Source organism: Streptomyces sp. MGP-P1, assembly GCF_057766565.1.
Window position 1 is genome coordinate 340770 of sequence record NZ_JBYMEM010000007.1, and the last position, 22791, is coordinate 363560.

At 71.6% G+C, this 22791-nt stretch carries 21 protein-coding genes, 1 pseudogene and 1 riboswitch; of the genes and pseudogenes, 16 read left to right on the plus strand and 6 right to left on the minus strand.

The genetic code is table 11. The features are described from left to right. Positions 1 to 8 precede the first annotated feature (8 nt). Complete coding sequence (hppD, locus tag AC3CH1_RS23195; RefSeq protein WP_488464689.1) at positions 9 to 1154, plus strand: 4-hydroxyphenylpyruvate dioxygenase; 1146 nt, start codon at positions 9 to 11, stop codon at positions 1152 to 1154. A gap of 132 nt (positions 1155 to 1286) precedes the next feature. On the opposite strand, the gene AC3CH1_RS23200 is transcribed toward hppD, so the two are convergent. Further along, positions 1287 to 3041 carry a tetratricopeptide repeat protein gene (locus AC3CH1_RS23200; RefSeq protein WP_488464690.1) on the minus strand — a complete coding sequence of 585 codons (1755 nt, stop codon included), beginning with the start codon at positions 3039 to 3041 and terminating at the stop codon, positions 1287 to 1289. A gap of 97 nt (positions 3042 to 3138) precedes the next feature. On the opposite strand from AC3CH1_RS23200, the gene AC3CH1_RS23205 reads away from it, so the two are divergent. After that, complete coding sequence (locus AC3CH1_RS23205; RefSeq protein WP_488464691.1) at positions 3139 to 4506, plus strand: FAD-binding oxidoreductase; 1368 nt, start codon at positions 3139 to 3141, stop codon at positions 4504 to 4506. Positions 4507 to 4556: 50 nt separating this feature from the next. Here AC3CH1_RS23205 and AC3CH1_RS23210 read toward each other — a convergent pair whose 3' ends face one another. After that, complete coding sequence (locus tag AC3CH1_RS23210) at positions 4557 to 5039, minus strand: SsgA family sporulation/cell division regulator (protein ID WP_361880054.1); 483 nt, start codon at positions 5037 to 5039, stop codon at positions 4557 to 4559. Positions 5040 to 5286: 247 nt separating this feature from the next. On the opposite strand from AC3CH1_RS23210, the gene AC3CH1_RS23215 reads away from it, so the two are divergent. Continuing rightward, positions 5287 to 6972, plus strand: a complete 1686-nt coding sequence (locus tag AC3CH1_RS23215; RefSeq protein ID WP_488464692.1) for an RDD family protein — start codon at positions 5287 to 5289, stop codon at positions 6970 to 6972. A 227-nt stretch (positions 6973 to 7199) separates the two neighbouring features. After that, positions 7200 to 7862, plus strand: coding sequence for an RDD family protein (locus AC3CH1_RS23220; RefSeq protein ID WP_488464693.1), 663 nt, complete (start codon positions 7200 to 7202; stop codon positions 7860 to 7862). Between the two features lie 28 nt (positions 7863 to 7890). On the opposite strand, the gene AC3CH1_RS23225 is transcribed toward AC3CH1_RS23220, so the two are convergent. Further along, complete coding sequence (locus AC3CH1_RS23225; RefSeq protein WP_488464694.1) at positions 7891 to 8208, minus strand: hypothetical protein; 318 nt, start codon at positions 8206 to 8208, stop codon at positions 7891 to 7893. Between the two features lie 427 nt (positions 8209 to 8635). Here AC3CH1_RS23225 and AC3CH1_RS23230 point away from each other — a divergent pair. Both AC3CH1_RS23230 and AC3CH1_RS23235 read left to right on the plus strand, forming a co-directional pair. Beyond that, positions 8636 to 11037 (plus strand): annotated as a pseudogene (locus AC3CH1_RS23230) (immune inhibitor A domain-containing protein). A gap of 124 nt (positions 11038 to 11161) precedes the next feature. Further along, the gene (locus AC3CH1_RS23235) at positions 11162 to 11593 is read left to right on the plus strand and encodes a hypothetical protein (protein WP_488464695.1); all 432 of its coding nucleotides are present in this window, start codon (positions 11162 to 11164) and stop codon (positions 11591 to 11593) included. Between the two features lie 97 nt (positions 11594 to 11690). Here AC3CH1_RS23235 and AC3CH1_RS23240 read toward each other — a convergent pair whose 3' ends face one another. Both AC3CH1_RS23240 and AC3CH1_RS23245 read right to left on the minus strand, forming a co-directional pair. Next, on the minus strand, positions 11691 to 12281 hold the full coding sequence (locus tag AC3CH1_RS23240; RefSeq protein ID WP_488464696.1) for an isochorismatase family protein: 591 nt from the start codon (positions 12279 to 12281) through the stop codon (positions 11691 to 11693). Between the two features lie 229 nt (positions 12282 to 12510). Continuing rightward, complete coding sequence (locus AC3CH1_RS23245; RefSeq protein ID WP_488464697.1) at positions 12511 to 13839, minus strand: nicotinate phosphoribosyltransferase; 1329 nt, start codon at positions 13837 to 13839, stop codon at positions 12511 to 12513. Between the two features lie 79 nt (positions 13840 to 13918). Between AC3CH1_RS23245 and clpS the strand changes: the two genes are divergently transcribed. The 10 genes from clpS to AC3CH1_RS23295 all read left to right on the plus strand — a co-directional run bounded on the left by clpS (position 13919) and on the right by AC3CH1_RS23295 (position 22076). Beyond that, a complete protein-coding gene (gene clpS, locus AC3CH1_RS23250) occupies positions 13919 to 14236 on the plus strand; it encodes an ATP-dependent Clp protease adapter ClpS (RefSeq protein WP_026290599.1) in 318 nt (105 codons plus the stop codon). A gap of 77 nt (positions 14237 to 14313) precedes the next feature. Continuing rightward, a complete protein-coding gene (locus tag AC3CH1_RS23255) occupies positions 14314 to 14925 on the plus strand; it encodes a DUF2017 domain-containing protein (RefSeq protein ID WP_488464698.1) in 612 nt (203 codons plus the stop codon). 367 nt (positions 14926 to 15292) lie between these two features. Then, the gene (locus tag AC3CH1_RS23260; RefSeq protein WP_488464699.1) at positions 15293 to 16741 is read left to right on the plus strand and encodes an amino acid permease; all 1449 of its coding nucleotides are present in this window, start codon (positions 15293 to 15295) and stop codon (positions 16739 to 16741) included. Positions 16742 to 16871: 130 nt separating this feature from the next. After that, positions 16872 to 17294, plus strand: coding sequence for a M67 family metallopeptidase (locus AC3CH1_RS23265; RefSeq protein ID WP_488464700.1), 423 nt, complete (start codon positions 16872 to 16874; stop codon positions 17292 to 17294). 70 nt (positions 17295 to 17364) lie between these two features. Further along, positions 17365 to 17555: riboswitch (cobalamin riboswitch) on the plus strand. A 38-nt stretch (positions 17556 to 17593) separates the two neighbouring features. Then, positions 17594 to 18589 (plus strand): ABC transporter substrate-binding protein, encoded by a 996-nt coding sequence (locus AC3CH1_RS23270; protein ID WP_488464701.1) that lies wholly within the window; start codon positions 17594 to 17596, stop codon positions 18587 to 18589. Beyond that, on the plus strand, positions 18586 to 19626 hold the full coding sequence (locus AC3CH1_RS23275; protein ID WP_488464702.1) for a FecCD family ABC transporter permease: 1041 nt from the start codon (positions 18586 to 18588) through the stop codon (positions 19624 to 19626). Before AC3CH1_RS23270 ends, AC3CH1_RS23275 begins: the two co-directional genes overlap by 4 nt. A 118-nt stretch (positions 19627 to 19744) precedes the next feature. Next, positions 19745 to 20542, plus strand: a complete 798-nt coding sequence (locus AC3CH1_RS23280; protein ID WP_488464703.1) for an ABC transporter ATP-binding protein — start codon at positions 19745 to 19747, stop codon at positions 20540 to 20542. A gap of 69 nt (positions 20543 to 20611) precedes the next feature. Beyond that, entirely contained in the window at positions 20612 to 20740 is a 129-nt protein-coding gene (locus AC3CH1_RS23285; protein WP_018958487.1) for a putative leader peptide, read from the plus strand. Positions 20741 to 20838: 98 nt separating this feature from the next. Then, positions 20839 to 21126: a MoaD/ThiS family protein gene (locus tag AC3CH1_RS23290; protein WP_015608820.1), complete on the plus strand. Its 288-nt coding sequence runs from the start codon at positions 20839 to 20841 to the stop codon at positions 21124 to 21126. Continuing rightward, complete coding sequence (locus tag AC3CH1_RS23295) at positions 21126 to 22076, plus strand: PLP-dependent cysteine synthase family protein (RefSeq protein ID WP_488464704.1); 951 nt, start codon at positions 21126 to 21128, stop codon at positions 22074 to 22076. The genes AC3CH1_RS23290 and AC3CH1_RS23295 overlap by 1 nt, the downstream gene beginning before the upstream one ends. Positions 22077 to 22185: 109 nt before the next feature. Here AC3CH1_RS23295 and AC3CH1_RS23300 read toward each other — a convergent pair whose 3' ends face one another. Next, positions 22186 to 22698 (minus strand): type II toxin-antitoxin system PemK/MazF family toxin, encoded by a 513-nt coding sequence (locus AC3CH1_RS23300; protein WP_488464705.1) that lies wholly within the window; start codon positions 22696 to 22698, stop codon positions 22186 to 22188. Positions 22699 to 22791 lie beyond the last annotated feature (93 nt).

A 22791-nucleotide genomic window follows, 5' to 3' on the forward strand; every position in this document is an offset into this window, starting at 1 on the left:
CTTCGAACATGACTGAGACTCTGCACACCAGCCCCGAAACCGCCCGGCAGGCCGACCCCTTCCCGGTCAAGGGAATGGACGCGGTCGTCTTCGCCGTGGGCAACGCCAAGCAGGCCGCGCACTACTACTCGACCGCCTTCGGCATGAAGCTGGTCGCCTACTCCGGACCGGAGAACGGCACCCGCGAGACCGCGAGTTACGTCCTGACCAACGGCGCCGCCCGCTTCGTGTTCACCTCCGTGATCAAACCGTCCACCGAATGGGGCACCTTCCTCGCCGACCACGTCGCCGAGCACGGCGACGGCGTCATCGACCTCGCGATCGAGGTCCCGGACGCCCGCGCCGCGTACGCGTACGCCGTCGAGCACGGCGCCCGCGGCCTCACCGAGCCGCACGAGGTCAAGGACGAGCACGGCACCGTCGTCCTCGCCGCCATCGCCACGTACGGCGAGACCCGCCACACCCTGGTGGAGCGCTCCGGCTACGAGGGCCCCTACCTCCCCGGCTTCGCGGCGGCCTCGCCGATGGTCGAGCCGGCCGCCAAGCGCACCTTCCAGGCGATCGACCACTGCGTCGGCAACGTCGAGCTCGGCCGGATGAACGAGTGGGTCGGCTTCTACAACCAGGTCATGGGCTTCACCAACATGAAGGAGTTCGTGGGCGACGACATCGCCACCGAGTACTCCGCCCTGATGTCGAAGGTCGTCGCCGACGGCACGCTCAAGGTCAAGTTCCCGATCAACGAGCCGGCCATCGCGAAGAAGAAGTCGCAGATCGACGAGTACCTGGAGTTCTACGGCGGCGCGGGCGTCCAGCACATCGCGCTCGCCACGAACGACATCGTCGCCTCGGTCCGCGCGATGCGCGCCGCCGGCGTCCAGTTCCTGGACACCCCCGACTCGTACTACGACACCCTCGGCGAGTGGGCCGGCGAGACCCGGGTGCCGGTCGAGACCCTGCGCGAGCTGAAGATCCTCGTCGACCGCGACGAGGACGGCTACCTGCTGCAGATCTTCACCAAGCCGGTCCAGGACCGGCCGACCGTCTTCTTCGAGATGATCGAGCGCCACGGCTCCATGGGCTTCGGCAAGGGCAACTTCAAGGCCCTGTTCGAGGCGATCGAGCGCGAGCAGGAGAAGCGCGGCAACCTCTGAGCCGGGGACCCGCGAGCCGCTGTCCTTGACCTGCGGCCTGCCCGGCCTGCGTCTCTCACGCGGAACGCCACCGCGGCCCGGGGCAGTACCCCGGACCGCGGCGGCCACGTCGTTCACGGCGTCCTGCCCGGATCAGGGGCTCTTCGACGCCCCGGCCGCCTCCGGCTTCCCGGCCGCCGGGCTGGTCGCCGCGGCCTTCGACGAGGCCGGGGACGGGGACGGGGCCGCTTTCGAGGGGGCCGAAGCCTCGGGCTTCGTTTCCCGCTCGGCCTTACGTTCGGCCTCCCGCCCCGTCTCCCGCTCCGTCTCCGGTTTCGGCTCCGGGGCGGGCGGCGGCGGGGCCGACCGCGTGTCGCCCGGACCGCCCGGCGGCGGCTCGCCCAGCGCGTCCAGCGCCTGACGGGCCAGCGGCGCCGCGAGCGGCGAGAAGGCCGGGTTGGTGCGCACGGCCTGCTCCAGATTCCGGCGCGCCGGACCGTAGTCCTCCAGCTCCCGCTGGATCACGCCAAGGTGGTACGCGTACGAGGCATTCCGCACGCCCGTGTCCGCGGCCAGCCGCGCGTACTCCAGGCCCTCCTCCGACTCGCCCGCCCGGTGCAGCGCCCAGCCCAGCGCGTCCGCCACCGCCGCACTGCGGTGCTGCTTCGCCCACTGGCCGCGCAACAGCTCCACCGCCGCGTCCGGGTCCCCGTGGTCGGCCTCGAAACGGGCCAGCGGCAAGGACTCGTCGACCCCGGCCCTCTTCGCCGCGGCCACCATCTCCCGCAGCGCGGCGTACTGGGTGCGGGCGTCCCCGTCCAGCCCCAGCGACTCGTACAGCTCGCCCAGCTCCAGGGCGTACTCCGGGCGCGGGAACTTCTCCAGCGCGCTCTGGTACGCGGCCAGCGCCTCGTCGGTGCGCTCCAGCGCCACCAGGGCCCGGGCCCGGCCCGCCAGCGAGGCGTGGTGACCGGCGTCCGTGCGCAGCGCCGCGTCGAACTGCGCCACCGCCTCCTCCGGTTCGCCCCGCTCCCAGGCCAGCTCGCCGAGCCGGTGCAGCGCCTCGGCCTTCTCGGCGGGCTGCGTCGCCCGGTCCGCCGCCTCCCTGGCGGTGGCCAGCGCGTCCTCGCGCCAACCCTGGCCCCGGTACAGCTCGGCGGTGCGGGCCAGCGCCGGAACACCCTTGCGCAGCTCGCCGAACTTCTCCGTCGCCGCGGTCGCCGCCTTCTGGTCGCCGAGCCCGGTGTACGCGTCGATGAGGACCGGGTACACGCTCCAGGCCTTCGGCTGCCGCTTCTTCACGGTCTCGCCCCACCGCTTCGCCGCGAGGAAGTCGTGCCGGGCGTTGGCCAGGGCCGCCAGGCCCACCCACGCCTCCTCGTTCCCGCGCTCGCCCGCCCGCGCCTCCAGCGAACGCTTCAAGGTCTCCTCGGCGCGGGCGTAGTACGTCGTGTCCGCCGAACGCCGCGCCCACTCCACGTACGCCGTGCCGAGCGTCGCCAGGGACGGGGCGTCCTTCGGGTGGGACGCCACCCACTTCTGCCGGTCCCCGATCAGCGCGGTGAGGTCCGACAGCGAGGCGGGGGAGCCCGCGGTCGCCGCCGCCTCGGCCCGCTCGACCGGCCCCGGCTCCTTCGGCCCGTCGCCCTCCCCGTCCTCCACCGCCACCAGCGCCCCGGCCAGCAGCACCCCTGCGGCGACCGCGCCGAACGCGGCCCGGCGCAACGTCGTCCGCAGGGTGGGCGGCGGCGGGGGTACGGCGGTGGCGCCTTCGGCGGGCATCACGTAAGGGGCTTGCGGGTCCAGTGGGTCCTGTGGGTCCAGCGGGTCCTGTGGGTGCTGTGGCCCCTGCGGGGACGGCTCGGGCGGTTGGCGGGACTCCGGACCCTGCTGCGGCATGACATCCATGGCCATCACTGTGCGTCAGTCATACGAGCACACCGCTCCTTCGGATCGTCGCCGCCCACGGGTTCACACCATTGGCCCCGGGTGTCACGCTTGGATCATGAGCGATCTCCTCGAACAGCTGCGCGCGGGACTGCCCCCCGAGACGCTGATCACCGATCCGGACGTCACCGCGTCCTACGCCCACGACATGGCGAGCTTCTGCGAGGCCGGCACCCCGGCCGTCGTGGTGCTCCCGCGCACGGTCGAGCAGGTCCAGCACGTCATGCGCACCGCCACCGCGCTGCGCGTCCCGGTCGTCCCGCAGGGCGCCCGTACCGGCCTGTCCGGCGCGGCCAACGCCTCGGACGGCTGCATCGTGCTCTCCCTGGTGAAGATGGACCGGATCCTGGAGATCAGCCCCGTCGACCGGATCGCCGTCGTCGAACCGGGCGTCGTCAACGCGGTGCTGTCACGCGCGGTGAACGAACACGGTCTGTACTACCCGCCGGACCCCTCCAGCTGGGAAACGTGCACCATCGGCGGCAACATCGGCACCGCGTCCGGCGGCCTGTGCTGCGTGAAGTACGGGGTCACCGCCGAATACGTCCTGGGCCTGGACGTCGTCCTCGCCGACGGACGGCTCCTGACCACCGGCCGCCGCACCGCCAAGGGCGTCGCCGGATACGACCTGACCCGGCTCTTCGTCGGCTCCGAGGGCAGCCTCGGAGTCGTCGTCAAGGCCGTCCTCGCGCTGAGACCGCGGCCGCCGCAGCAGCTCGTCCTCGCCGCCGAGTTCCCCTCGGCAGCCACCGCCTGTGACGCTGTGTGCCGGATCATGGAGCGTGGTCACACCCCGTCACTCCTCGAACTGATGGACCGTACGACCGTGCGTGCCGTCAACGCGATGGCCTCCATGGGCCTGCCCGAGACCACCGAGGCCCTGCTGCTCTGCGCCTTCGACACCCCCGACCCGACGGCCGACCTGGCCGCCGTCGAAGACCTGTGCACCGCCGCCGGGGCCACCGAGGTGGTCCCCGCCGACAATCCCGCCGAGTCCGAACTCCTCCTCCAGGCCCGCCGGATGTCGCTCACCGCGTTGGAGACCGTCAGGCCCGCCACGATGATCGACGACGTCTGCGTACCGCGTTCGCAGCTCGGCGCGATGCTCGCGGGCACGGCGGCCATCGCCGAGGAGTACGACCTCACCATCGGCGTCTGCGCCCACGCGGGGGACGGCAACACCCACCCCGTCGTCTGCTTCGACCACCACGACCCCGACGAGTCCCGCCGGGCCCGCGAGTCCTTCGACGCGATCATGGCGCTCGGCCTGGAACTGGGCGGGACCATCACCGGCGAACACGGCGTCGGTGTCCTCAAGAAGGAGTGGCTCGCCCGCGAACTGGGCGAGACCGGCGTCGAACTCCAGCGCGGCATCAAGGCGGCCTTCGACCCGCTGAGCCTCCTCAACCCCGGCAAGCTCTTCTGACAGCGACCCCGGCAAGCTCTCCTGGCAGCGGCCCTCCCGTCCGGAGGCCCTCACGCCTCGCCGTCCTGGGACGGCGCGTCGTCCGACTGCCACGGGTCGCTCAGCCAGAGGTCGTCGGCCGGCAGCGGGGCCAACAGCTCCGCCAGCGCCTCGTCGATGCCGAGCCGGTCGCTCTCCGAACCCGGCGGCACCACCCGCAGGGTCCGCTCCACCCAGGCGGCCACGGCCGCCGAGTTCATTTCGAGCAGGGCGTCGCCGTCGGGGGAGGTGAGGGCCACACAGATGACGCCGCGGCCCGCGACCTTCGTCGGCCAGATCCGTACGTCCCCGTGCCCGCACGGCCGGAACACGCCCTCCACCAGCAACTCCCGGGCGAACGTCCAGTGCACGGGCGACTCGGAGCCGATGTGGAAGGCGATGTGCACGGCGTACGGGTCGTCCGTGCGATACGTCAGCCGGGCGGGTACCGGAATGGACCGCTCGGGGGACAGGACCAGCTTCAGCTCCAGCTCACGTTCCACGATGCTCATCATGAGAATGCACAACCTTCCGGTGCTCGTGGGCCGGCCCCGTGACCGTCCCGCACAAGGAGAGAGCGCCCTCCCCGCCACCTATTACGCGACTTCTCAAAGAAACTTCGTGCGATCCCGAAAGTGGTCCCAAACAGGTGGACCGGCCCGGGGGCGGTCGGCGGTCTGATAGATGTGGACCCTTGTATTGAGGCCGTCCGCCCGCCCGGCGGGGACGGCCTGAGGCCTCGAAGAGATACGGGACCCGCTGATGAGCGCGCCAACTCCGGCACCCGGTGACGAAAGCCCCCGCGAGGGCTACTACCCCGACCCCTCCATCCCCGGTTACGTCCGGTACTGGAACGGCGCGTCCTGGGTCCCCGGCACGAGCCGCCCCGCGCCCCGTCAGGCGGGCCCGGCCGCCGCTCCCGCCGCCGGTGGGCAGGCCGCGCCGGTGGAGGAGACCGGGCCGATCTTCTTCGACGAGGAGGACGGCCCCCTGGAGGGCCAGGACGGCCCGGCGGCCCCGGCGGCCGGATCCGGTGAACCCGCCGCGGACCACGCGGGCTCCGCGTCCGTCTGGCAGGCGGACACCGCACGCCAGAACGGTTTCGGCGGCGAACGGGACCGCCGGGTCGACTGGGGCGGGCCGGCCCAGGAGCCCGCCGGCCACCCTTCGGCGTCGGCCGACCCGAGGGCGCCGCTGGCCCAGGACCCGACCGGCGGCGCGCTGCCGGGGACGCGGGACGGCGGCCGGTCCGCCGCGGAGGCCGGGGCGCGTCCGCCGACCGAGGGAACGGTCACGATCCGCGCGGTGGGCCGGCGCGCCGCGGGGCCCGACGCCGCACGGTCCAACGCCGTTCAGCCCGCCGCCCCGGCACCGTCGAACGCCGGTACGCATCAGGGGCCGCAGAACGTGGGCGCGGCACAGAACAGCCTCGCACCGGCTCCGGCTCCGGCTCCGGCCCCCCGGGCACTGCCGGCGCAGGCACAGCACGCGCAGGAGTCGCAGCAGTCACAGCAGTCACAGCAGCCTCTGGCGCAGCAGGCGCAGCAGGCGCAGCAGGCGCAGCAGGCGCAGCAGGCACAGCACGCACAGCAGGTGCAGCAACAGCAGCCACAGCAGGCACCGGTACAGCAGGCAGCCCTGCCGGCCCCGACTCCGGCCGCCCCGGCCCCGGCTCCCGCTCCCGTACCGCAGGAAGTGCGGCAGGGGCCGGTCCAGGCCCCCGCCCCCGTGCCCGCGCCGTCCCCCGCCCCCGTGCCCCCGGCGGCCCCGCAGACGCCGCTGACGCCGGGCCCCGGCGGCGGCTCGGCCTCCTGGGCGCAGCAGGTCCACCAACTGGCCCAGCCCGAGCCACACCAGCAGCAACCACACCAGCTCCAGCGCCAGTCGCCGGGCGCGGACCAGCCCGTCGTGCCCTGGAAGCCGCCGGTCGACGACCCCTTCCAGCAACTCGCCCGCAACCAGGCCTCGGCCCGGCCCGCGGGGCTCGGCAAGCGGTTCGCCGCCCGGCTGGTCGACAGTCTCGTGCTCGGCGCGGTCGTCGGGGCCGCGGCCGTCCCGCTGGCGACCCGGGCGCTCGACCACATCGACCGGAAGATCACCGCGGCGAAGGAGACGGGGGAGACGGTCACCGTCTGGCTGCTGGACTCCACCACCGGGGCGCTGCTGGGGGCGCTGCTCGGCGCGTTCCTCCTCATCGGCTTCGTCCTGGAGGCGCTGCCGACGGCCAAGTGGGGCCGGACGCTGGGCAAGAAGCTCTGCGGTCTCGACGTACGGGACATCGAGTCCCACGACGCGCCCACCCTGGGCGCGGCCCTGCGCCGCTGGCTCGTCTACGGCGTGCTGGGGCTGCTCGTCATCGGCGTGGTCAACGTTCTCTGGTGCCTGATCGACCGGCCCTGGCGCCAGTGCTGGCACGACAAGGCGGCCCGCACCTTCGTCGCCGGCTGAGCGGACCGAGTCGGCTGACCGGGCGGGCGCGCGGACCGGGCTGGTCGCGCTGACCGGGCCGACCCGGCTGGGCGCGCTCAGCGGGCCCGGGGGAACGCGTGCCCGGCCCCGGGGAACGCGTGCCCGAGCGCGCGGCGACCTGCCCGTTTAGACTCGGATGCCGCTCCGTGTCCCCCGAACGCACCTGAGCCGTTGCGGGGCCCGGTGGAGCGGGATGCACTGCCCCCATGAGCAACGACCAGCCGACGCCCGGCCAGCCGCCCGAGGACGACGATCCGTTCCTCAAGAAGCCGCAGGAGCCCTCGCCGCCGTCCGAGGGTCGGCCCTACGGCAGCGCGCCGCCCCCGCCGCCTCCGCCGCCTCCCCCGAACGATCCCTACGGCGGCGGCTTCGGAGCGCCCGATCCGCTGGCCGGAATGCCGCCGCTCGCCGAGCCGGGGAAGCGGATCCTGGCGCGGCTCATCGACTTCCTCGTCATCTCGATCCCGCTGTACCTGATCTCGCTGCCCTGGGGCGGTGCGGTCGACGTCAACGGGGACGGCGACGACGGGTTCGGCGACGCCGTCGCCAACGGGTACGGCGGGAGCCAGCTGCTGTGGTCGATCATCGGCCTGGTGATCTACGTCGCCTACGACACGTACTTCACCCACAAGGACGGCCGCACGCTGGGCAAGCGGCTGCTCAAGCTGCGCGTCGCGATGCTCAACGACGGGCGGGTGCCGGACACCGGGGCCGCCCTGATGCGGGCCGTCGTTCTGTGGGCCCCGGCGCTGCTGTGCTGCCCGTGCCTGTGGTGGCTGATCAACATCGTGCTGATGTTCACCGACAAGCCCTACCGGCAGGGGCTCCAGGACAAGGCGGCCAAGACGGTCGTGGTGGCCGCCCGCTAGCGGGCGGTCGCTGCGGCCCGTCGCCCGCTCAGCGGCGCAGTGAGTGGTCGTTGGCCGGTGCCGACGAGCGGCCCGCCGCGACCCGCTCCCGGGCCCGGATGTCCTCCAGGGCGTGGTGGGTTCGGGCGGCGTCGGCGGTGGTCGCCCTCCGTCCCGCCCCCTCCGCGGCGCGGTGGCGGGGGAGGGGCAGGCGCACGGCGACCAGGAGGCCGAGGACCAGCGCGGTCGTCCCGACGGCGGCGACGCCGACGCCGGACTCCGTGCGGAACAGCAGCAGCAGGGCGAGCGTCGTGACGACGACGGTGGCCGAACCGTAGGCGAACTGTGCGGCAGTCGGACGCGGCATGGCGGTTTCCGTCCTCGGGACGTCGGATGGGCGGGCGGCGATCGGCACGGTCGTGCGCGCCGAACGACCCTACGACGGTGAATGCCCGGGCCCGACCGGTAGTAAGCGTGACCTAACGCACGGTACCGGTGCACAGGGGGCGCACGGAGTCACGCCTCTCACTAACCGGACGGCGGGACGCGCCTGTTGGTGTGGGGCGAACGCCCAGGTCCGGGCCGCGGACGTTCTTTTACCGTTCCCATGCCCTTCCCATACCGTCCGCATACCGGAAGAGCGCTCCGCATAGTGCACTTGGTCTGTTCAAGTCAAGGTCTGTCTTTTCTCTCACAACTCCGATCGAATGTCGTCACTTGTGACGCGTTTACGCGCTCGGCCCGTTTCCTACCCCCCTGGCCGCAGCGCGGACGCCCGGGGAGGACTGCTTCAAGTGACCAATCAGAGACGGGCGCTTCGCGCCGCCGCCGTTGTCGTGGCCATGGCCGCGACCGCCGCGACGGCGTCGACCTTCGCCACCGCCCAGGCGCATGACAGCTCATCAGGTTCCGGTGTCTCCACCGTCGACCGCCGTGACCCGGCGCCGGCCAAGGGGCACGTGGAGCACAACCTGGAGGGCCCCTTCAGCGAGCAGCAGGCCGCCCAGCGCGAAGCCGCGCTGGAGCAGGTGCTGTCCGGGGACAAGAAGGTGGCGAACCGGAACGGCTCCAAGGTCGTCAAGCTCGGCGACAAGAAGTACGTGGAGCTCGGCCGGGAGAAGACCGACAAGATCTTCACCATCCTGCTGGAGTTCGGCGACCAGGTCGACGACACCACGATGTTCGACCCGGACGGCGACGGCCCCAAGCCGCCCGTCAAGAAGTTCGGGGCGACCCGGGCCCGGCGCACAACAAGATCGCCAAGCCGGACCCGAAGAAGGACAACAGCACCGCCTGGAAGGCCGACTACAACCAGGAGCACTTCCAGGAGCTCTACTTCGGCGAGGGCAAGGGCGTCCACTCGCTCAAGACCTACTACGAGAAGACCTCCTCGGGTCGCTACTCGGTCGAGGGGGCGGTCTCCGACTGGGTCAAGGTCCCCTACAACGAGGCCCGTTACGGCTCCAACTACTGCGGCCAGACCAACTGTGCCAACGTGTGGGACGCCGTGCGCGACGGCGTGAACGCCTGGGTCGCCGACCAGCGGGCCAAGGGCCGCACCGACGCGGAGATCAAGGCGAACCTCGCCGAGTACGACGAGTGGGACCGCTACGACTTCGACGGTGACGGCAACTTCAACGAGTCCGACGGCTACATCGACCACTTCCAGCTGGTGCACGCCGGTGAGGACGAGTCGGCCGGCGGCGGCGCCGAGGGCACCAACGCCATCTGGGCGCACCGCTGGTACGCGTACGGCACCAACGCCGGTGCGACCGGCCCCGCGGACAACAAGGCCGGTGGCGCCCAGATCGGCGACACGGGCATCTGGGTCGGCGACTACACCGTCCAGCCCGAGAACGGCGGCCTGGGCGTCTTCGCCCACGAGTACGCCCACGACCTCGGTCTCCCGGACCTGTACGACACCTCCGGCGGCGGCGAGAACTCGGTCGGCTTCTGGTCCCTGATGTCGGCGGGCTCCTGGCTCGGCACCGGCACGGGTGAGATCGGCAACCTGCCGGGCGACATGACCTCGTGGGACAAGCTCCAGCTGGGCTGGCTCGACTACGACAAGGCCAAGGCCGGCAAGACCTCGCTGCACAAGCTGGGCGTCTCGGAGTACAACACCGAGAACCCGCAGGCGCTCGTCGTCGAGCTGCCCGAGAAGGCCGTCACCACCACCGTCGTCAAGCCCGCCGAGGGCGCGAAGCAGTGGTGGAGCGACATGGGCGACAACCTGTCGAACACCCTGACCCGCTCGGTCGACCTGACCGGCAAGTCCAAGGCCACGCTGGACCTTTCGGGCTGGTACGACATCGAGGCCGAGTACGACTACCTCTACACCGAGGTGTCCGACAACGGTGGCGCCAACTGGACCGTGCTCGACGGCACCGCCGACGGCAAGGCCCTCCCGCGCGACGCCAGTGACAAGCCGGCGCTGACCGACGTCTCGGGCGCGTACCAGAAGCTGTCCTTCCCCCTGGACGCCTACGCGGGCAAGAAGGTCGACCTCCGCTTCCGCTACCAGACGGACGGCGGCGCGGGCGGCAAGGGCTTCGCGGCCGACGCCATCACCGTCACGGCCGACGGCGCCGCGCTCTTCTCGGACAACGCCGAGGGCGACGACAACGGCTGGACCGCGAAGGGCTTCTCGCGCATCGGCGAGTCCTTCACCCAGAACTACCCGCAGTACTACATCGCGGAGAACCGCCAGTACGTGTCGTACGACGAGACCCTCAAGGTCGGCCCGTACAACTTCGGCTTCTCCGGCACCCGTCCGGACTGGGTCGAGCACTACGCGTACCAGAACGGTCTGCTGGTCTGGCTCTGGGACACCTCCCAGAAGGACAACAACACCTCCGCCCACCCGGGCCAAGGTCTGATCCTGCCGATCGACGCGCACGCCAAGCCGCTGAAGTGGAAGGACGGCTCGCTCCTGCGCAACAAGATCCAGCCGTTCGACGCGCCGTTCAGCTGGTACCCGAACCAGGGCTTCACGCTCCACAACGCGGACGTCCCGCTGCACATCAAGCCCGCCCTGGGCAACCCGGTCTTCGACGACCGCAAGGGCACCTACTGGTACAAGGAGAACCCCACGGGCAGTGTCAAGGTTTCTGACACGAACACCCGCATCTCCATCGTCCACGAGCCCCGCAACGGCTCGACGATGAGCGTGCTGGTCAGCCCCTCGGGCCGCTGATCAAGTAAAACCGCAGGTCAAACAGTGATCGGCCGTCGCCCCCTAGCGGGCGGCGGCCGATCGTGTTTAGGTGCGTCTTGTTCACATCCTTATTGACACGACGTCTCACGGGGGAGCGCGGAGCATGGCTGGCGGAGGTTTCTGCAGGTTGCCGAACGGCACGGTGGTGGTCGCACTGACCCTGACCAGACCGGCCGACGGAGCAGGCCCCCACGGGGGTACGGGAGCGGGGCCCGGGGCCCCGGTGCGGGTGCTGGTGCACGCGGCGAACCGGGCGCGCGCCCTGACCAGGCTGCGCAACCTGGGGCTGCGGGCGGTCTACCTGCGCGGCAACGACCGGCCGCCCACGCCGGACGAGGTCACGGCGGTGCTGCACCATCCGGACGGTCTGCTGTGGCGGGCCGCCCCGCAGGCGGATCCGGTCGGCCTGCCGGGCCTCGCGCCCCCGTCGACCCGGCTCTCCCCGTCGTACCAGTCGTGCCAGGAGCTGTGGCACCCGATCAGGGCCCTGCTGGGCCCCGCCGGACACGCCGGACCGGCCCGCCCGGCCGCGTAGGCACGCGAGGCGTGATGTCCGGGCGCGGCGGGCTTGGCGGGCGTGGCGGTCATGTCCGGGCGCGGCGCGCGAGGCGTGATGTCCGTGCGCGGTGCGGTTACGACGCGACGACCGGTGTGCCGGAGAGCTTCACGCCCGCCGTGCGCATCTCCGCGAGGGCCCGCTTCGTGGTCGCCCCGGACACGCCCGCGGTCAGGTCGAGCAGCACGTGCGTGACGAAGCCCTCACGGGCCGCGTCCAGCGCGGTGGCCCGCACGCAGTGATCGGTGGCGATGCCGACGACGTCGACCTCGGTGACATCGCGGTCGCGCAGCCACTGGGCGAGTGGGACCCCGTTCTCGTCGGAGCCCTCGAACCCGCTGTACGCGGCCGCGTACGCCCCCTTGTCGAACACCGTGTCGATCGCGCCGGAGGCGACGGCGGGCGCGAAGTTCGGGTGGAAGCCGACCCCCTCCGTACCGGCGACGCAGTGCACCGGCCAGGAGTGCTCGAAGTCCGGGCTGGGCGAGAAGTGGTCGCCCGGGTCGATGTGGTGGTCGCGGGTGGCCACCACGTGGCGGTAGCCGGGCTGGGCGTCGCCGATCAGGTCGGTGATGGCGGCGGCGACGTCGGCACCGCCCGCCACCGCGAGGCTGCCGCCCTCGCAGAAGTCGTTCTGAACGTCCACGACGATCAATGCGCGGTGCATGGCGGGTGTCCTTCGGTGGGGGCGGGAGCGGATGGGGCGGGGAGGGGGCTCGTGGGGCCGGAGCGGGATGGCGCCGAGCGGAGGGGGATGGCCGGGGTCTTGGGGTGTGTCCGCGGGTTCGAGCCTAGGCACTGGACCGTCACAATCAAGCCCGTCCGCCAAACCCCCGGTTCCGGACCCGGCCGGTCCGGACGCCGGGGCGACCCCCGCGGGCCGCCCCGAGCCGTACTCAGGCGTACTCGGTCGGGATCACGGGCTCGCCCCGGGACAGCTGGATCGCCGACATCGGCAGCCCCGCGCGCGCGGCCACGTGCCGCTCCCGCACCGCGTCCAGCGGCTCGCGGGCGACCACCTCGCCCGCCCGGGCCAGCTCCACCAGCAGCTGCCGGTCGGCCAGCTCCTCGGGGACCGGACCGGTGCCGATCACCTCGGCCTCGGCGACGCCGTGCGCGTCGGTCCGGCGGGCGGCCCACTTGCGGCCGCCCCTCGACGACTTCGCGCCGAGCGACTTCTTCGCCACCGGCACCAGCGGGGCGTCCGGCTCCGCCGAGCCGGCGCGGGCCACCAGCTTGTAGACCATGGAGCAGGTGGGGTGCCCGCTCCCGGTGACGAGCTGGGTGCCGACCCCGTACGCGTCCACCGGCGCGGCGGCCAGCGAGGCGATGGCGTACTCGTCCAGGTCCGAGGTCACCACGATCTTCGTGTCCGTCGCCCCCAGCTCGTCCAGCTGCTGCCGCACCCGGTGCGCGACCAGGAGCAGGTCCCCGGAGTCGATCCGTACGGCGCCCAGCTCGGGCCCCGCGATCTCGACGGCCGCCCGGACCGCCTCGGTCACGTCGTACGTGTCGACCAGCAGCGTCGTGCCCCGGCCCAGCGAGTCCACCTGCGCCCGGAAGGCGTCGCGCTCGGTGTCGTGCAGCAGGGTGAAGGCGTGCGCGCTCGTGCCGACGGTCGGGATCGCCCAGCGGAAGCCGGCCGCCAGGTCGGAGGTGGCGTCGAAGCCACCGACGTACGCGGCGCGGGCCGAGGCGACCGCGGAGAGCTCGTGGGTGCGGCGCGCGCCCATCTCGATCAGCCGGCGCTCCCCGGCGGCGGCCGACATCCGCGAGGCGGCGGCGGCGATGGCGGAGTCGTGGTTGAGGATGGAGAGGATCACCGTCTCCAGCAGCACGCACTCGGCGAAGGAACCCTCCACGCGCAGGATCGGGGAGCCGGGGAAGTAGACCTCGCCCTCCGGGTAGCCCCAGATGTCGCCGCCGAAGCGGTAGTCGGCCAGCCATTCGAGGGTGGGCTCGTCGACGATCTCCTGCTGCCGCAGGAAGCCGATCATCTCGTCGTCGAAGTGGAAGTTCTCCACCGCGTCCAGCACCCGGCCGGTGCCCGCGACGACTCCGTAGCGCCGCCCCTCGGGCAGCCGGCGGGTGAACGCCTCGAAGACCGAGTGCCGGTCGGCGGTGCCGGCCTTGAGGGCCGCCTGCACCATGGTCAGCTCGTACTGGTCGGTGAAGAGCGCGGTCGACGGAACGCCGACCCGTCGCCCGAGGTCCGCTGAGTTCATGGCTGGGATGCTACCCCCTATTCGTCAAAGTGACGAGATGTGGGGTCCGTTTATGCGCGGAACCCGCCCGGGTGGCAGCATGGGACAGGTGAGCGTTGCTACCCCGCTAGAGATCGAACGTCCCGATTCGGCCGAGGAGACCTTCGCGGTCCCCGAGCCGGACGTCCCGTGGGTGACGCTCGTCCACAATGACCCGGTCAACCTCATGAGCTACGTGACCTACGTCTTCCAGGCCTACTTCGGCTACCCGAAGGACAAGGCCCACCGGCTCATGATGGACGTGCACCAGAAGGGCCGCGCCGTCGTCTCCAGCGGGAGCCGCGAGGAGATGGAACGCGACGTCCAGGCCATGCACGGATACGGACTGTGGGCCACCCTCACCCAGGACCGCAACTAGGGGCCCGGGCCCCCTACAGGGCCCCGCCCCCTCGTCCCGCCCTCCCCCGCCCCGTTCGACCCACCATCGGAGAATCCATGGCCGGCCATTTCGAGGCCACCCCAGGCGGCGGCGCGGCCGTCGCGCTCGACGAGGTCGAGATCTCCATCCTGCGCTCCCTCGCCGTCCAGCTGCTCGAACTGATCGGCCCCGGCGAGACGCCCGCCGCCGGCGAGGACCCGCTCGCCGCCCTCTTCGCCGAGGGCCCCAGCAAGCCACCGTCCGACCCGGCGCTCGCCCGGCTCTTCCCCGACGCCTACGGCGGCCCCGACCGGCCCGCCGAGGGCGGAAAGCCGGAGGAGGAGCTCCGCGAGCTGTCCTCCGAGTTCCGCCGCTTCACCGAGAACGACCTGCGCTCCGGCAAGCGCGAGGACGCCGTCACCGTCGTCCGCACCCTGGACGCGCTCTCGCCCGCCGGGGACGGCGGCGCCGTCCTCACCCTCACCGGCGACGAGTGCCGCAGCTGGCTGCGCTCCCTCAACGACCTGCGCCTGACCATCGGCACCCGGCTGGAGGTCTCCGACGAGGACGAGGGCGACGAGGGCTCGCTCTACCGTCTCCCCGACGCCGATCCGCGCAAGCCGATGGTGATGGCCTACCTCTGGCTCGGCGCACTCCAGGAAACGCTCGTCGAAACGCTCATGCCGTAGAGCCGTAGTGCCGTGATGCCGTAATGCCCTGAACGGAGAGGGCGCCCCCCGCCATGCCGGGGCGGGCGCCCTCTGTTCGCTCAACGGATGCTCAGATCCGCATAACGATCGCACCAAGTGATCCGGCCTTTTCGTGCCGGACGGAACCCCTTGCCCGCTTTTTCCTGTGTCGTGCGCCACAGAATGTCCCACCGTGTCCCGTGACGGCCGTGATAAATCTTCACGACCGCCCGGGAACGCCACCCCTGTTCCCGGGGGCGCCGGAAACCGGCCGAACGCCGGCGGCACTCCATCCATATCCGGGGGGATCAGGACCTGATCCGCAGCTCTGTGAGGCGCGGATCGGCGTGGAGAAAGGCGCACCACCATGACATCGGCGCAGGTCGACGAGGGACAGGCCGACAAGGGCCGGCCCGGCGACGCCGGGGAATCCGGGACCAGTGGCGAGGGATACCAGCGCGGTCTGGGCGCTCGCCAGATTCAGATGATCGCCATCGGCGGAGCCATCGGCACCGGGCTCTTCCTCGGCGCGGGCAAAGCCATCGACCGGGCCGGACCCAGCCTCATCCTGGCCTACGTCATCGCGGGCCTGGTCATCTTCTTCATCATGCGGGCCCTGGGCGAACTCCTCATGTACCGCCCGGTCTCCGGCTCCTTCTCGGAGTACGCCCGGGAATTCCTCGGCCCGTTCTTCGGATTCGTCACCGGCTGGACCTACTGGCTCTTCTGGGTCGTCACCGGAATCACCGAAGTCACCGCCGCCGCCACCTATATGACGTACTGGTGGAACATTCCGCAGTGGCTGTCCGCCCTCGTGTTCACCGTCATTCTGTACGGCGCCAACCTGATCTCCGTGAAGCTCTTCGGTGAGCTGGAGTTCTGGTTCTCCATGGTCAAGGTCACCGCCATCATCGGCATGATCCTGATCTGCGCGGGCGTCCTCACCGTCGGATTCTCCGACGCCGGCGACACCGCCACCGTCGCCAACCTCTGGAACGACGGCGGATTCTTCCCCAACGGCATCACCGGCACGCTCATGACGCTCCAGATCGTCATGTTCGCCTTCCTCGCCGTGGAACTCGTCGGCGTCACCGCCGGGGAGTCCAAGGACCCCAAGACCGTGCTGCCCAAGGCCATCAACACCGTGCCGTGGCGCATCGCCGTCTTCTACGTCGGCGCGCTGATCATGATCCTCTCGGTCGTGCCGTGGTCCACCTTCAAGCCCGGCGTCTCCCCGTTCGTGAAGGCCTTCGAGGAGATGGGATTCAGCGTCGGCGCCGCCATCGTCAACTTCGTCGTCCTCACCGCCGCGCTCTCCTCCTGCAACTCCGGCATGTACTCCACCGGCCGCATGCTCCGCGACCTCGCCCTCAACGGCCAGGGCCCCCGCGCCTTCACCAAGCTGACGAAGAACGGCCTGCCGCTGGTGGGCACCACGTTCTCCGCCGCCCTGATGCTCGTCGGCGTGGGGATCAACTACCAGTGGCCCGGCGAGGCGTTCAACTACGTCGTCTCCTTCGCCACGATCTCCGGCATGTGGGCCTGGATCATGATCCTGTGCAGCCAGATCCGCTACCGCCGCATGGCCGACGCGGGCCTGCTCCCGCAGTCCTCGTTCAAGGCCCCCGGAGCCCCGTACACGAGCTGGTTCGCGCTCCTGTTCATCGGCATGGTCATCGTGATGATGGCGATCGACGAGGACGCCAGGATCTCGCTCTACTGCGCACCGCTGTGGGCGCTCATCCTCTTCGTCTCCTACCGGGCGCTCCAGGCGCGCACCCCCGAGAAGAAGACCACCACCGAGACCCACCGCTGACCCGAGGGCGGGCCCCACACCGCCCTCCTCCCGGACCGCCCCGGCCGCCCCAACGGCCGGCGTGTCCAGCATGCGGCCCCTTCCGTACCACCCACCGGTACGGAAGGGGCCGCCTGCATATCCTGGCGCCATGCTGACCATCACCCAGGCGCTCCACGACCAGATCGTCGCCCACTCCCGCGCCGACCACCCCGACGAGGCGTGCGGAGTGGTCGCGGGCCCGGCCGGGTCGGACCGCCCCGAGCGCTTCATCCCGATGCTCAACGCCGCCCGCTCGCCCACGTTCTACGAGTTCGACTCGGCCGACCTCCTCAAGCTCTACCGCGAGATGGACGACCGCGACGAGGACCCCGTGATCGTCTACCACTCGCACACGGCGACCGAGGCCTACCCCTCCCGCACCGACGTCACCTACGCCAACGAACCCGGCGCCCACTACGTCCTGGTCTCCACCGCCGACACCGATGACGCCGGACCCTTCCAGTTCCGCTCGTACCGCATCGTGGACGGCGAGATCACCGAGGAAGACGTGCGGATCGTCGAGGCGTACTGACCCACCAGGGACCTACCAGGGACCCACCAGGGACCCACCGGGAACCCACCAGGGTGCACCCGCAGGCCCCCCGCACCCGCACGGGTCTGGCACACTGCCCCCACACCCAACAAGGCAGCAGGAACCAGGAAGCCGGTGCGAATCCGGCACGGTCCCGCCACTGTGACCGGGCCCCCTCCCACGCGGACGACTCCCCAGCGGACGACGTCGCACCGGAGGGCGGCCCGGAAGTCAGGAACTGGCCCGCCGCCTTCTCGCATCGACCAGGGGACGCGGAAATCCCCCGGAGAGGCCTCGCCATGTCCCGGCGCACCCCCGCGCTCATAGCCGCCGCCGTGCTGCTCCCGCTCGCCCTCACCGCCTGCTCCACCCCGGACGGCGAAGCCGCCGCCGGGAACAGGGCCGAGGCGAAGAGCGACGGATTCCCCTACACCGTGAAGAACTGCGGTGTCACCACCACGTTCGAGGCCCCGCCGAAGCGCGTCGTCACCATGAACCAGCACGTCACCGAGATCATGCTGGAACTGGGCCTGGCGAAATCCCTCGTCGGCACCGCCTACCTCGACGACCAGGTCCTGCCGAAGTACGGACAGGACTACGCGTCCGTCCCCGTCATCGCCAAGGAGTACCCCTCCTACGAGCAGCTCCTCGCAACCAACCCCGACTTCGTCTACGGCGGCTACGGCAGCGCCTTCACCGCCGGCGACGGCCGCAGCCGAGCGGCGCTGAAGAAGTCCGGCATCGAGAGCCGGCTCAACACCGAGAGCTGCACCAAGGGCGACCAGCCCATGGACACCCTCTACGAGGAGATCCGCCAGGTCGGCCGCACCTTCGGCGTCCCCGACCGCGCCGAGGCCTGGATCAAGCAGGCCAAGGCAGACAACACCGCCACCGCGAAGAAACTCGCCGGCCTGAAGCCCGTCCCCGTCTTCGTCTACGACAGCGGCGACAAGACCGCCTTCACCGCGGGCGGCGAGGGCATCGGCAACGAACTGATCGAGCGGGCCGGCGGCACCAACGTCTTCGCCGACCTCGACAAGCCCTTCGGCGACGCCTCCTGGGAGAACGTCGTCGCCCGGCGGCCCGAAGCCATCGTCATCTACGACTACGGCGCCACCACCGTCGAACAGAAGAAGAAGCGCCTCCTCACCGACCCGGCCCTCGCCGACGTCCCCGCCATCAAGAACAAGCGCTTCGCGGTCATGCCGCTCTCCGACGCCGTCCTCGGCGTCCGCGTCCCCGCCGCCGTCGGCAAACTCGCCGCCCAGCTCCACCCGGGGGCCACCACCCCGTGAGCTGCCGCACCCCCGCACCGCGGCGGCTGCTCCGCTACACCCTGGTGCTCGGCGCCCTCGCCGCGCTCCTCGCCGCCGCCGTGCTCGCCGCACTCGCCCTCGGCTCCGTCCGCATCCCGCCCGGCCAGGTCATCGACATCCTGACCGGGCGGGCGGACGCGAGCCCCTTCCGCACGATCGTCCTGGACGTCCGGCTGCCCCGGGTGCTGCTCGGCATCGTCGTCGGCGCCGGACTCGCCGTCATCGGCACCGTCCTCCAGGCCCTCGTACGCAACCAGCTCGCCGACCCGTTCCTCCTCGGCGTCTCCTCCGGAGCCTCCACCGGCGCCGTCCTCGTCATCGTCCTCGGCATCGGCGCGACCCTCGCCACCACCGTCACCATCCCCGCCGCCGCCTTCGCCGGCGCGCTCCTCTCGCTGCTCCTCGTCTACACCCTGGCGCGCGGCGGAGGCGGCCTCACCACCAACCGGCTCGTCCTCGCCGGAGTCGCCGTCTCCTACGTCCTCTCCGCCCTGACCAGCCTGATCCTGGTCACCTCCGCCCGCGCCGACCACCTCCAGGAAGTCCTCTACTGGACCCTCGGCGGCCTCGGCGCGGCCCGCTGGGACATGCTCGCGCTCCCCACCGTCACCCTGGTCGCCGGCACCGCCCTCCTCCTCACCCTCGCCCGCCCGCTCGACCTGCTCCTGGTGGGGGAGGAGGGCGCGACCGTCCTCGGCCTCGACACCGCCCGCTTCCGGGCCGCCGTCTTCGTCCTCGTCTCCCTGATGACCGGGGTGCTCGTCGCGTACAGCGGGGCGATCGGCTTCGTCGGGCTGATGGTCCCGCACATGGCCCGGATGGCCGTCGGCGCCGCGCACCGCGCCCTGCTCCCGGTCGTCGCCCTCGGCGGGGCGGTGTTCCTGGTCCTCGCCGACCTGGCCGCCCGCACGATCGCCGCCCCGCAGGACATCCCGGTCGGCGTCCTCACCGCGCTGACCGGCGGCCCGTTCTTCCTCTGGATGCTCCGCCGCCGCCCCGAAGGAGCACCCGCATGAGGACGCCACGCGCCGAGGGAGCCCGCCCGACCACTCCGTACACCCGAAGGGCCCGCCCGACCACTCCGTACACCCGAAGGGCCCGCCCGACCGCTCCGTACACCCGAAGGGCCCGCCCGTGACCACCCTGCGCACCGAAGGCCTCTCCTACGGGGTCGGCGAGGGCCGCCACCTCGTCGACGCCGTCGACCTCACCGCCGCCGACGGCGAGACCGTCGGCCTCGTCGGCCCCAACGGCAGCGGCAAGACCACCCTCCTGCGCTGCGTCTACGGCACCCTGCGCCCCACCCACGGCCGCGTCCTCCTCGACGGGGACGACCTCGCCACCCTCCCCGCGAAGGCCCGCGCCCAGCGCATCGCCACCGTCCCGCAGGACGGCCACGCCGGCTTCGAGCTCACCGTCGGCCAGGTCGTCGCGATGGGCCGCGCCCCGCACAAACGGTTCTGGGAGGCGGACACCGCCGCCGACACCGCCCTGGTCGCCGAGGCCCTCGCCCGGGTCGGCATCGCCGCCCTCGAACCCCGTACCTTCGCCTCCCTCTCCGGCGGCGAACGCCAGCGCGCCCTGGTCGCCCGCGCCTTGGTCCAGCAGCCGTCGCTCGTCGTCCTGGACGAGCCGACCAACCACCTGGACATCCGCTACCAGCTGGAGATCCTCTCCCTGGTCCGCGACCTCGGCACCACCAACCTTCTCGCCCTGCACGACCTCAACCTCGCCGCGTACTACTGCGACCGCCTCTACGTCCTCAAGGACGGCGTCGTCGTCGCCTCCGGCACCCCGGAAGAGGTCCTCACGGCCGAACTGCTGGGCGACGTGTACGGCGTCGCCGCCGAGGTCAGCACCCACCCGAAGACCGGCGCACCCACGGTCGTCTACCTGCCGGAGGGGCTCACCCGCCCCGCATTGACCACATAGCGGTCGCTCACCATCCACCATCTGATACGACACTCGGGTTTCCGCACAGGGAATCGATACGATGCCCGCATGGTTCCCCATGACGTGAGCAACAAGACGCCGGGCACGCTGCTCGTCGCGCGGCTGCACGTCGACCTGTGCAGGCTCGCCAGCGCGATCTGTCCCGCCCGCAGCCTGCCCGTGAGCCGCCCGGCCTGAGCCGCGGTCCGCGCGCCCACCCACACGCACCACCCCCTGCGCGGGGGCAGAAACGCGCGCCCCACGCCACCTCCACGCTTTCGACAGGAGCCCACGCCATGGCCATCGAGGTCCGCATCCCGACCATCCTCCGCACCTACACCGACGGCGCGAAGGCCGTCGAAGGCAACGGGGACACCCTCGCCGACCTCTTCGCCGACCTGGAGAGCCGCCACACCGGCATCCGTGAGCGACTCGTCGACGGCGCGAACGGCGACCAGCTCCGCCGCTTCGTGAACGTCTACCTCAACGACGAGGACGTCCGCTTCCTCGACGGCATCACCACCAAGCTCAGCGACGGCGACAACGTCACGATCCTCCCGGCCGTCGCCGGCGGCATGCGCTGATGCGGTACGACTCCCCGCTGGCAGCCGTGGGCAACACACCTCTGGTGCGTCTGCCCCGGCTGTCCCCGTCCGAGGACGTCCGGATCTGGGCCAAGCTGGAGGACCGCAACCCCACCGGCTCGATCAAGGACCGCCCCGCGCTCCACATGGTCGAGCAGGCCGAGAAGGACGGCCGGCTGACACCCGGCTGCACCATCCTGGAACCCACCAGCGGCAACACCGGCATCTCGCTCGCCATGGCGGCCAAGCTCAAGGGCTACCGCATCGTCTGCGTCATGCCGGAGAACACCTCCCAGGAACGGCGCGATCTGCTCGCCATGTGGGGCGCCGAGATCATCTCCTCCCCGGCCGCGGGAGGCTCCAACACCGCCGTCCGCGTCGCGAAGGAACTCATCGCCGAGCACCCGGACTGGGTGATGCTCTACCAGTACGGCAACCCGGACAACGCGGGCGCCCACTACGCCACCACCGGACCCGAGATCCTCACCGACCTCCCGTCCATCACCCACTTCGTCGCGGGCCTCGGCACCACCGGCACCCTCATGGGCGTCGGCCGCTACCTCCGCGAGAACCGCCCCGACATCCAGATCGTCGCCGCCGAACCGCGCTACGACGACCTGGTCTACGGCCTGCGCAACCTCGACGAGGGCTTCGTCCCCGAGCTCTACGACGCCTCGGTCCTCACCACCCGCTTCTCCGTGGGCTCCGCCGACGCGGTCACCCGCACCCGCGAACTCCTCCAGCAGGAGGGCATCTTCGCGGGCGTCTCCACCGGCGCAGCCCTCCACGCCGCGATCGGCGTGGGCAACAAGGCGGTCAAGGCGGGGGAGAGCGCCGACATCGTCTTCGTCGTCGCGGACGGCGGCTGGAAGTACCTGTCGACAGGCGTCTACACGGCGAAGACCACAGAAGCGGCGATCGAAACCCTTCAGGGCCAACTCTGGGCGTGACCGATCCGGGCCGACCCCGGCCCGTCCGGCGTTCGAGGACACCTTCCAGCCCCTCCGGCGATCGAGGAGCGGGGCCCGGGGCGGAGCCCCGAAACCAGGGCCCCGCCCCTCACCCCGCCTCCAGCCCGCGCACCCGCTCCCACACCCCCGGATCCACCGTCCCCACCCGCCGCCGGAACCCGGCGATACGGACCTCCCGCAGCTCGTCCGTCTCCAGGAAGCTCTGCCGCCCCTGCCGGTCCCCGACCGTCCCCGAGGGCAGCGCGATCACCCCGGGCCGCTCCTCGTGATGCTTGCTGGTGATCTTCGCGACCAGCGCCGTGCGCCCCCGGCCCCGCCCCCGTACCGAGATCACCAGGCACGGCCGGTCCTTCGACCCCGGCCCGTCCTCGTAGGGCACATCGGCCCACCACACCTCACCGGCCCGAGGCGTACGCCCGTCCCCACGCCCCTCCGGGCCCGAAGGCCGCGACGGCCGGGACGGCGGCCGGGTCGACCCCACCGGCTGCCGGGGCCGACGCGAGCGGGGACCGCGGTCCGAGCGCCCCCGGCCGTCCACCACCGCGGCCACGAGCGCCAGCAGAACCACGGCGACCAGCGCCACCCACCAGAACGTGTTCATCCCCCGACCGTACCGGCGGCCGCGACGGGCACGGTGGGCACGGCGGGGCAGCCGGTGGGCGCGCTTCCATCGAACCGGTGACAGGGCAGGTGA

Coding starts and splice junctions, on each gene's coding strand:
- hppD (WP_488464689.1), top strand. CDS start 9: ATGACTGAGACTCTGCACACCAGCCCCGAAACCGCCCGGCAGGCCGAC.
- AC3CH1_RS23200 (WP_488464690.1), bottom strand. CDS start 3,041: ATGGATGTCATGCCGCAGCAGGGTCCGGAGTCCCGCCAACCGCCCGAG.
- AC3CH1_RS23205 (WP_488464691.1), top strand. CDS start 3,139: ATGAGCGATCTCCTCGAACAGCTGCGCGCGGGACTGCCCCCCGAGACG.
- AC3CH1_RS23210 (WP_361880054.1), bottom strand. CDS start 5,039: ATGATGAGCATCGTGGAACGTGAGCTGGAGCTGAAGCTGGTCCTGTCC.
- AC3CH1_RS23215 (WP_488464692.1), top strand. CDS start 5,287: ATGAGCGCGCCAACTCCGGCACCCGGTGACGAAAGCCCCCGCGAGGGC.
- AC3CH1_RS23220 (WP_488464693.1), top strand. CDS start 7,200: ATGAGCAACGACCAGCCGACGCCCGGCCAGCCGCCCGAGGACGACGAT.
- AC3CH1_RS23225 (WP_488464694.1), bottom strand. CDS start 8,208: ATGCCGCGTCCGACTGCCGCACAGTTCGCCTACGGTTCGGCCACCGTC.
- AC3CH1_RS23235 (WP_488464695.1), top strand. CDS start 11,162: ATGGCTGGCGGAGGTTTCTGCAGGTTGCCGAACGGCACGGTGGTGGTC.
- AC3CH1_RS23240 (WP_488464696.1), bottom strand. CDS start 12,281: ATGCACCGCGCATTGATCGTCGTGGACGTTCAGAACGACTTCTGCGAG.
- AC3CH1_RS23245 (WP_488464697.1), bottom strand. CDS start 13,839: ATGAACTCAGCGGACCTCGGGCGACGGGTCGGCGTTCCGTCGACCGCG.
- clpS (WP_026290599.1), top strand. CDS start 13,919: ATGGGACAGGTGAGCGTTGCTACCCCGCTAGAGATCGAACGTCCCGAT.
- AC3CH1_RS23255 (WP_488464698.1), top strand. CDS start 14,314: ATGGCCGGCCATTTCGAGGCCACCCCAGGCGGCGGCGCGGCCGTCGCG.
- AC3CH1_RS23260 (WP_488464699.1), top strand. CDS start 15,293: ATGACATCGGCGCAGGTCGACGAGGGACAGGCCGACAAGGGCCGGCCC.
- AC3CH1_RS23265 (WP_488464700.1), top strand. CDS start 16,872: ATGCTGACCATCACCCAGGCGCTCCACGACCAGATCGTCGCCCACTCC.
- AC3CH1_RS23270 (WP_488464701.1), top strand. CDS start 17,594: ATGTCCCGGCGCACCCCCGCGCTCATAGCCGCCGCCGTGCTGCTCCCG.
- AC3CH1_RS23285 (WP_018958487.1), top strand. CDS start 20,612: ATGGTTCCCCATGACGTGAGCAACAAGACGCCGGGCACGCTGCTCGTC.
- AC3CH1_RS23290 (WP_015608820.1), top strand. CDS start 20,839: ATGGCCATCGAGGTCCGCATCCCGACCATCCTCCGCACCTACACCGAC.
- AC3CH1_RS23295 (WP_488464704.1), top strand. CDS start 21,126: ATGCGGTACGACTCCCCGCTGGCAGCCGTGGGCAACACACCTCTGGTG.
- AC3CH1_RS23300 (WP_488464705.1), bottom strand. CDS start 22,698: ATGAACACGTTCTGGTGGGTGGCGCTGGTCGCCGTGGTTCTGCTGGCG.